The organism is Butyricicoccus sp. OF27-2pH9A (genome assembly GCF_027693185.1).
Classification (GTDB): Bacteria; Bacillota; Clostridia; order Oscillospirales; family Butyricicoccaceae; genus Agathobaculum; species Agathobaculum butyriciproducens.
The window spans coordinates 1-7,998 of the sequence record NZ_JAQEXK010000033.1; the positions used below are offsets into that span (position 1 = coordinate 1).

The 7,998-nt window shown below is 49.3% G+C and carries 5 protein-coding genes; 4 read left to right on the forward strand and 1 reads right to left on the reverse strand.

Features of this window, described 5'->3' with window-relative positions; genetic code table 11:
* From PG722_RS13545 to PG722_RS13560, 4 genes are all read left to right on the forward strand, one after another.
* Window positions 1–597: VapE domain-containing protein (locus PG722_RS13545; RefSeq protein ID WP_270580847.1), on the forward strand; the 597-nt coding region annotated here is incomplete at its 5' end.
* A gap of 240 nt (window positions 598–837) precedes the next feature.
* Entirely contained in the window at window positions 838–1,071 is a 234-nt protein-coding gene (locus tag PG722_RS13550) for an excisionase (RefSeq protein WP_004612442.1), read from the forward strand.
* A gap of 110 nt (window positions 1,072–1,181) precedes the next feature.
* Window positions 1,182–2,381, forward strand: a complete 1,200-nt coding sequence (locus PG722_RS13555) for a site-specific integrase (RefSeq protein WP_066562017.1) — start codon at window positions 1,182–1,184, stop codon at window positions 2,379–2,381.
* Window positions 2,382–2,566: 185 nt separating this feature from the next.
* The gene (locus tag PG722_RS13560) at window positions 2,567–3,019 is read left to right on the forward strand and encodes a low molecular weight protein-tyrosine-phosphatase (RefSeq protein ID WP_270580848.1); all 453 of its coding nucleotides are present in this window, start codon (window positions 2,567–2,569) and stop codon (window positions 3,017–3,019) included.
* A gap of 43 nt (window positions 3,020–3,062) precedes the next feature.
* On the opposite strand, the gene PG722_RS13565 is transcribed toward PG722_RS13560, so the two are convergent.
* Window positions 3,063–7,376 carry a hemoblobin-interacting domain-containing protein gene (locus PG722_RS13565; protein ID WP_270580849.1) on the reverse strand — a complete coding sequence of 1,438 codons (4,314 nt, stop codon included), beginning with the start codon at window positions 7,374–7,376 and terminating at the stop codon, window positions 3,063–3,065.
* Between the last annotated feature and the right edge of the window lie 622 nt (window positions 7,377–7,998).

Here is a 7,998-nt window from a genome sequence, read left to right on the forward strand (position 1 = left end):
CACCCGGCAGACCGCCCCCGTCAGTGCGTGTTTGGCGGCACTTCCAATGCCCTTGACTTCCTGCCCCTTGACCGTTCCGGCAACCGCCGCTTTATCCCCGTCATGGTGTACCCGGAGCAAGCCGAGGTTCACATTTTGGAGGACGAAGCTGCTTCCAGAGCCTATATCGAGCAGATGTGGGCGGAAGCGATGGAGATTTACCGAAGCGGCAGGTTCAAGCTGGCTTTCAGCCCCGCCATGCAGCGGTATCTCAAAGAACACCAGCGGGATTTTATGCCGGAGGACACCAAAGCCGGGATGATACAGGCATACCTTGATAAGTACACCGGGAGCATGGTCTGTTCCAAGCAGCTCTACAAGGAAGCCTTGAACCATGCTTTTGACGAGCCGAAGCAATGGGAAATCCGGGAAATCAACGAGATTATGAACCAGTGCATTTGCGGCTGGCGGTACTTCCCGAACCCAAGAATGTTTTCCGAATATGGCAGACAAAAGGGCTGGGAGCGTGAAAACCCGGCAACGGACTCCGGCAACCCGTCTGAAAAAACGATGGACGGTTTTGTGGAGGTCACAGAACAGATGGAGCTTCCATTCTGAAAATGACAGCCCGTTGCCCCCCTGTTGCTATCCCGTTGTCAAGCCGGTTGCCGGGGAAAACCCCGAAACTATCAGCTTTTCTCCCTTATAACAACCAAAACAACAGAAAAATAAAAGAAAAGTATAAATAGTAAGTAGTGCCAGATTGAGATTGTTTGCAAGGGCTTTTGAAGCCCGTTGCCGGACTTCGTTGCCGACACCCTCTGTCTGGCTATTTTCATGTATGGAGGATAACTGCCTATGGCGAATAATAAGATGAATATTGAAGGAAAAAATTACTCGGATGTTCCGGTGTGGCGTAGATATACGCTTACCATTGAGGAAGCAGCCAGATATTATCATATCGGCGAAGGAAAATTGAGAACGCTTATTGACACACATCCCAATGAGGATTTTTATGTGATGAACGGCAATCGTGCCCTCATTAAGCGTGAGAAATTTGAGAGGTATCTGGATCAGGCTACTGCTGTGTAAACAGAGCTGACAGATTTACCGATTTCACATGATATAACTATGCGGAGAGCTGGATTTGTGCTATGATAAGAGCGCAAGTCTGGCTCTCTTTTTTGAAAGGAGAGTTCACGATGAGTGAGAAAAGACGAGATAACCGTAATCGGATTTTGCGAGAGGGCGAGTACCAGCGTAAAGATGGGAGGTATCGGTTCCGCTATATTGATGAGGACGGAAAAGAGAAAAATGTATACAGTTGGCGTTTGGACAAGAATGACCCAATGCCAAAAGGAAAGAAGCGGGAGCCTTCCCTGCGTGAGAAAGAAAAACAGATTGAAGCGGATTTGTTTGACCGTATCGTAACCAACGGTGGCAACTATACTGTTTTGGAACTGGTAGAAAAGTATGTTTCATTGAAAACAGGAGTTCGTCACAATACGGTTGCCGGATATAAAACGGTCATCAATATGCTGAAAAAAGAGAGTTTTGGGAATCTGCGAATTGATAAGGTGCGTTTGTCAGACGCAAAGGCATGGTTGATTAAGCTCCAACAAATTGATGGACGAGGATACAGTTCCATCCATTCGATCCGGGGAGTTCTCAGACCAGCATTTCAGATGGCAGTAGATGATGACCTGCTTCGCAAAAATCCATTTGAATTTGAGCTGGCATCCGTCATTGTTAATGATTCTGTTACCAGAGAAGCGATTACCCGAAAGCAGCAGAGAGATTTGCTGAAGTTTATTCAGGAGGATAAGCATTTCAGCAGATACTATGATGCAATCTATATTCTTTTTCACACAGGGCTTCGTATTTCAGAGTTCTGTGGGCTGACGATTTCGGAGATTGAGTTTGGAGAAATGCGTATTAAGGTAGACCATCAGTTACAGCGTACTGCACAGATGCAGTATGTAATTGAAGAACCAAAAACTGACAAAGGTATTCGCTATGTGCCGATGACGGAAGCTGTCGCAGCGTGTTTTCGCAGAATTATTGCCAACCGAAAGACACCAAAAGTTGAACCGATGGTGGAAGGATACGCTGGATTTTTATTTTTGGATAAAAACGATATGCCGATGGTTGCCCTTCACTGGGAGAAGTACATGGAGCATATCATTCAGAAATACAACAGGATTTACCGTATCCAGATGCCGAAAGTTACCCCTCATGTATGCAGGCACACCTTTTGCTCTAATATGGCAAAATCCGGGATGAATCCGAAAACCTTGCAGTATATCATGGGTCACGCAGACATCAGTGTAACCTTGAACACTTACACCCATGTGAATTTTGATGATGCAAAGGAAGAAGTATATCGGATAGCGAATAGTTAAAAAAGCCCGTTGGTAAGGACGCTTGCTTTACCAACGGATTTACCAAGATTGCAGGGAAAAACACAAGAAAATACGAGAAGATTTGAGAAGATACCTTGAAAAGAAAGGAAAACTCAAAAGTCGGAAAACCCTGAAATATCAAGCGTTTGAGAAGAAATACAAGATTTAAATGGAGATATAAAAAGATGATTAAAGTATTATTTGTTTGCCACGGCAACATATGCCGCAGTCCGATGGCAGAATATATCATGAAGGAACTGGTAAAGCGAGAAGACGTCGCGGATGACTGGGAGATTGAATCGGCGGCTGTCAGCCGTGAGGAGATCGGCAATCCGGTGTATCCGCCGGCGCGGCGCAAGCTGCTTGAACAGGGAATCCCGTGCGGGCAGCATGCGGCGCGGCAGATGACGCGCGCAGATTATGATAGGTTTGATTTGCTGATTGGCATGGACCGGTCCAATCTGCGCACCATGCAGCGCATTTGCGGCGGCGATCCGGACGGCAAGCTGTATTTGCTGCTGGATTTTACCGACCGACAGGGCGAAGAGGTCGCTGACCCGTGGTATACCGGCGATTTTGATGTTGTATGGGAGGATTTACTGGAAGGGTGTCAGGCGCTGCTGAGGGAATATAGGTAAGAAAAAAGGAAACCCGAGAGGGTTTCCTTTTTTGTGGGTTAGATTATTCAGTAAAAGAAACGGTAGGTTTACCAGAACTGTAGTCAGGAATGGTAACAGTGAGATTAATATTAGTAGTACCATCGGAGATTACCAGTTTGCTGGTTGTAGAAGTAAACATCGCATATGGGATTTTGAGAGAGATACGATCATCTTCTACATAATAAGTACCGCCGCCATCGAGGTTATAGATAGAATCGGTCTTTTGATATACCGAATCATTAACAGTAACCGTTAAACCATCTTGCGCCAGCCACGTTGCTGCACCGGAGAAGGTGAGCGTGCAGTACATATTGCTTCCTTTGCTGATCGTCGGCAGCTTAGTCGGCGCTGTTACCGTAGAGCCGCTGGAACCGGAATTACTCGAATCACCGGAAGTGGTTTTCTTGATGGAAACGGTCGGATCAGAATAGCCTTCACGGTTGACGGTCAGCGTCAGATTGCCGTTCTTCTCGGTGGAAAGTACAATATCAAACGGATAGTTTTCGAACGAGCTCCAGTAGGTATAAATGCTTCCACTATTTACGTCAATAAAATACTTTCCGGTTGTCACATCGTTTACAGAATTGACAGGTTCGCAGGAAGTGCTGTTTACCTGAACACCAGTTACCTTGCTGACCCATGCTTGATCAGTGTTACTGAATGCAAATTCGTAGGAGAAACTGTTGGAATCGTGTTTGACCAGATTCGGTGCAACTGTTGGCACTACAACCTCGCCCTCGCTCGGTTTGGTCGGGTCAGTCGTTGTACCACCGGATGCCTTATTGACCGTAACCGTCAAATCCTCGTAGCCGTCTGCGGAAATCACAACGGTGTTTTCACCGTCCTTAAATGCCTTGCCGCCGAGTGTCAGCGTCCAATGGGAAATATTATCCCAATGATAGTCAGCGGTATTCGCCTTGGGAGAACTGAGCAAACCAGACACTGTGTACTGAGTGCCATTGACGGTGATAGAAGTCGCTTTAGATTTCCATGCGTCGAATTCCTTCGTGTTCTCATAAGTGAAGTCGATGAAATAGGTGCCATCCTTCTGCGCAGAAGCAGTGGTAGTCATTTCCGGCACAGGATTCTGAACGACCTTGCCCTCAACCGCAAACTCCTTCGTCAGCGGTTCATCATAGTAATTCGCCTTGACGGAAACGCTGTAGCTGCCCGGGTCCTTCACATTATGCAGGGTAATGATCGTATAATCATCACTCAGCGAGTAATAAACCGAATCCGAACCGCCAACGCCCATTGTCCAGACAGAAGAAGTATTACCATCCTTCGTCAGCGTGACAGAGTACAGATTCTTGAGAAAATCGCCGTCTGAGTTTTCGACGGTAAAGGTAACGGTCTGAGCCGCCTTGTCTACAACTGCGTCAGACAGCGCCGCATTCTGCTCGTTTGCCTTTTCGTAAGCAAACGCCACATCCTGCGTCTTATAGCCGCTGGCTTCGATACGGACGGAATTTCTGCCGATATGGAGCAGATCCTGCTTGAGGGTGATGGTATTGCCGTCCATGGTGTAATACTTCTTGTCGAGCGGCTTCCAACCGCCGTTGAGATACAGACCGGTGATTTTGGACAGGTATTCTGCGCTTTCCTCGCCGGTAAAGGTCAGTTTTACGTCCTTGCCCTGCTGATTGTCGGAAACAGCGGGCGCAACCGCTTCGCCGCGTGCGGATTCCGAGCTGTTCTGAATATCGCCCAGCAGACCGTCCTCCAGTACAGCCTTGGTAGCGTGCGGCGGATTGACCGTGCGGTTTGTGTTATCGTTCATCAGCTCGGCATACGGTACCCAGAGCGCCTTGTTCATTGCCGTGGTGTATGCCGTGCCGTCATAATACATGGTGTCCTTTACATTGCATACGGCGTCCAGCGTAGAGGTGGTATTCCAGTAGTCGCGCACCAGTGCAGCATAATTGTTCTCAACATTCAGCTGTCCGAGCACGAGCGCATTGGCGATCAGATCGCTGTCAAACAGGAAATCGGTCGAAATCGCGTAGCCACCGGAGGAATCGCCGGAGCTGCCGCCCGAGGACGAACCGCCGGTTGCACGGCTGATTGCGTCAAAGGTAACGGCGGACTGCGTTACAGGCTCCTCGCCGTTCCATACGGTAAAATCGCAGCTGAAATCCTGGAAACCGTTCGCCTTGATGGTCAGCGTGTATTTGCCCTTGTATTTCAGATGATCGGTCGTGCCGTTTTCGGTATCGTTATACAGAACAAACAGATTCTGGCTGAACAGGAAATAATCTGTGATGTTTTCCAGCTTGATGGTATCCTGTGCGCCGTTTGCACCCACCGGACCGGTCAGCGTGACTTCCTCGATCGGGCTGGTGATACCGTAAACCAGATTATCGACTGCAAAGTGCAGATTGCGCTTGGAAGCAGGATCTTCCTGAATACGGAGGGTCGGCTTCTTGTTCTGCTGTACATGGATGGAGGACAGCGCCACAGAGGGTTTGCCCGCGGAGTCGGTCGAGCGGACACGAACATAGTAACGTCCGTTGTTGGTGAAATTGGTCTGATTAAACGGAATGGTGATCGTTGCGACCTTGCCGCTGCCATGATTGACATTCGTTTCTACCGTGAAGCGCAGGTTGCGGTTCCAAGTGCTCTTGTACTGGTCGTAAGCGACAAGCTGCACCGCGCCTTCACTGTCAACCGCGTTGTAGGCTGCAATGTTGTCGAACCATGCCTTTTCCTCGGGGGTGTTGTAGTTGTACATGATGACAACATCGCCGCTGCCGTCTGCATTCAGCACGGTAGCTTTGGAGTAGCTCGGGTGCTCGTTCGGGATCGCGGCTGTGCCGACGGAAAATGTGGTCTTAGAGGGCAGAACACGCGCTTTGCCTGCGTCGTCGTAGTTGGTGAGGTAGTAATCCCAGTAAGCGAGCGGACCATGCTTGACGTAGTAATCCGGCAGATAGTGCTCGCCGGTGTAAACGGCATTGGCTTCAGCCGTGCCGAGTGCGGTGGTCTGGGTCTTATTGCCGTTTTTCAGCGTTACCGAACCGGGCTGCGCGGTCAGCGGCAGCTTGACGATTTTGCCGTCGTCTGTCACCTTGGAGGCGTACCGGGTCACATCCGCGCCGTCTACGATGATGGTGGTGCCGGTCAGAGAGAAATCCTTGCCAAAGGTGAGCGTCAGATACGAGCCGGCTTCGGTGTGCGCGATGACCTTCGCGTCCGCAATTTCAGCCTTAACGGTCGAACCGGAGTCCGCGCTGGACGAGCCACCGCCGGAAGAGGAACCACCACCAGAGGAAGAACCACCGCCGGAAGCTGCCGCGCCGACCGTCTCGGTTTTGCCTGCGGCAACCGATTTATTGCCTGCCTTGACGCCGGAAACGCCGTTTGCGGCAGTCACCTTGGTGTCGGTGGTAGAAACGGTGACGTTATTGGCGTTCGCCTGCACCGCGCCGACCTTGCCAGAGCCGGTGATCTTTGCACCGTCGGCAACAACGGTGATGCGGTCGATCGAGCCGGAAACCGCCACATCCGTGTTGGCGATGACGCCCTTGCTGGCCTTGGTGTCCTTAAAGGTTACACCGCTTTCGCCGCCGCGCAGTACAATGCGGCCGGTGACAGTAACACCCGTCAGGTCGATTCTGCTGACACCGTCTGCAATGATGAGATCGCCGTTGATGGTCTTGCCGGACAGGGAAACGCCGTTTTCACGCACAATGACGCTGCCGTCCACCGTGGCAGACAGAGAATCGTCTGCATCGGCGTAGGTGCTGGCCATCTCACTGATGACCTTGGCGAATTCTGCACGGGTGATGCTGGTTTTCGGGTTCAGCTTACCATTTGCACCGTTGACATAGCCGTTTTCAATCAATGCAGCTACACTGCTCCGTGCCCATGCAGAGACAGAAGCACCATCGGTGTAATTGTTCAGAACGGACGTATCGCCGCTTTCAAGTGCAAATGCACGCGCGAGGACAACAAAAGCCTCTTCACGGGTGATTGGCGCTTCGGGATTCAGTTTGCCGTTTGCACCCTGAAATGTGCGCATGGCAACGGCCAGTTCGAGATCGTTGTAATACCATGCAGAAGTGTTTGCATCGCTGTAAACCGACAGATCAGCTGTTTTGCGAGCGGCAAAGGCACGGTTGACGATAGCAGCCATCTGGGCACGAATCAGCAGGCCGGAGCTGTTAATCTGGCCGTTTGAGCCGTTCAGCAGGCCGTTCTGTACAGCGCTGCGCAGGCCGGCTGCGGACCAGTCGGTCGGGAAATCGGTAAAGTCTTCGGGCGAGGCAGCGAATGTATTCGCTGGCAGGAGCATAACTCCTGCCAAAAGCATCGCAAGGGTACGTTTTTTGTTCAAGTATATTTTCCTCCTTGTCGTTAGACTGTGCTAACCATACCGGTAAAAATTTTCCTTTCCATAGGAAAGGAGCGTGATCACAGCGAGTTATCATATGCTAACTCATAAGTGGGTAATAAAATACCATAAAGATTTTGTGTTGTCAAATCCTGATATTTACAGGAAAGAACGGCCGTATCACATAAACAACACAAAAAGTACACAAAATCCTGCAATGAGTTAGAATAAGCTAACTCCAAACGTGATTTTTAATAAAGGAAAAATTTTTTGTATGTGCGATACATATTGCATACAGCGGAAAAGACGCAAAGTAGCGCACAGTTTCCGCGGAAATATTAAAAATACGGTATAAAAGTTAGTAATATGTGATAAAGATTACAACCGAATATTGAAATATCATAGGGAAGATAGTGCGCTGCATTATTTTCCGTGCTTGTCGGCGTACAGCGGCAGGTGATGTTTTATTTTCAGGGCATTTGTGCAGGGGAGACGTATTTATATAGGTATGTATAGAGTGTACAAATTTCCTGCAAAATATTTTTTTGAAAAAGTTGAAGAAAAGTGTTGACATTAGGCGTATACTGCGGTATACTAAATAAGCTGTTGATGAGCAGTTAAGAAC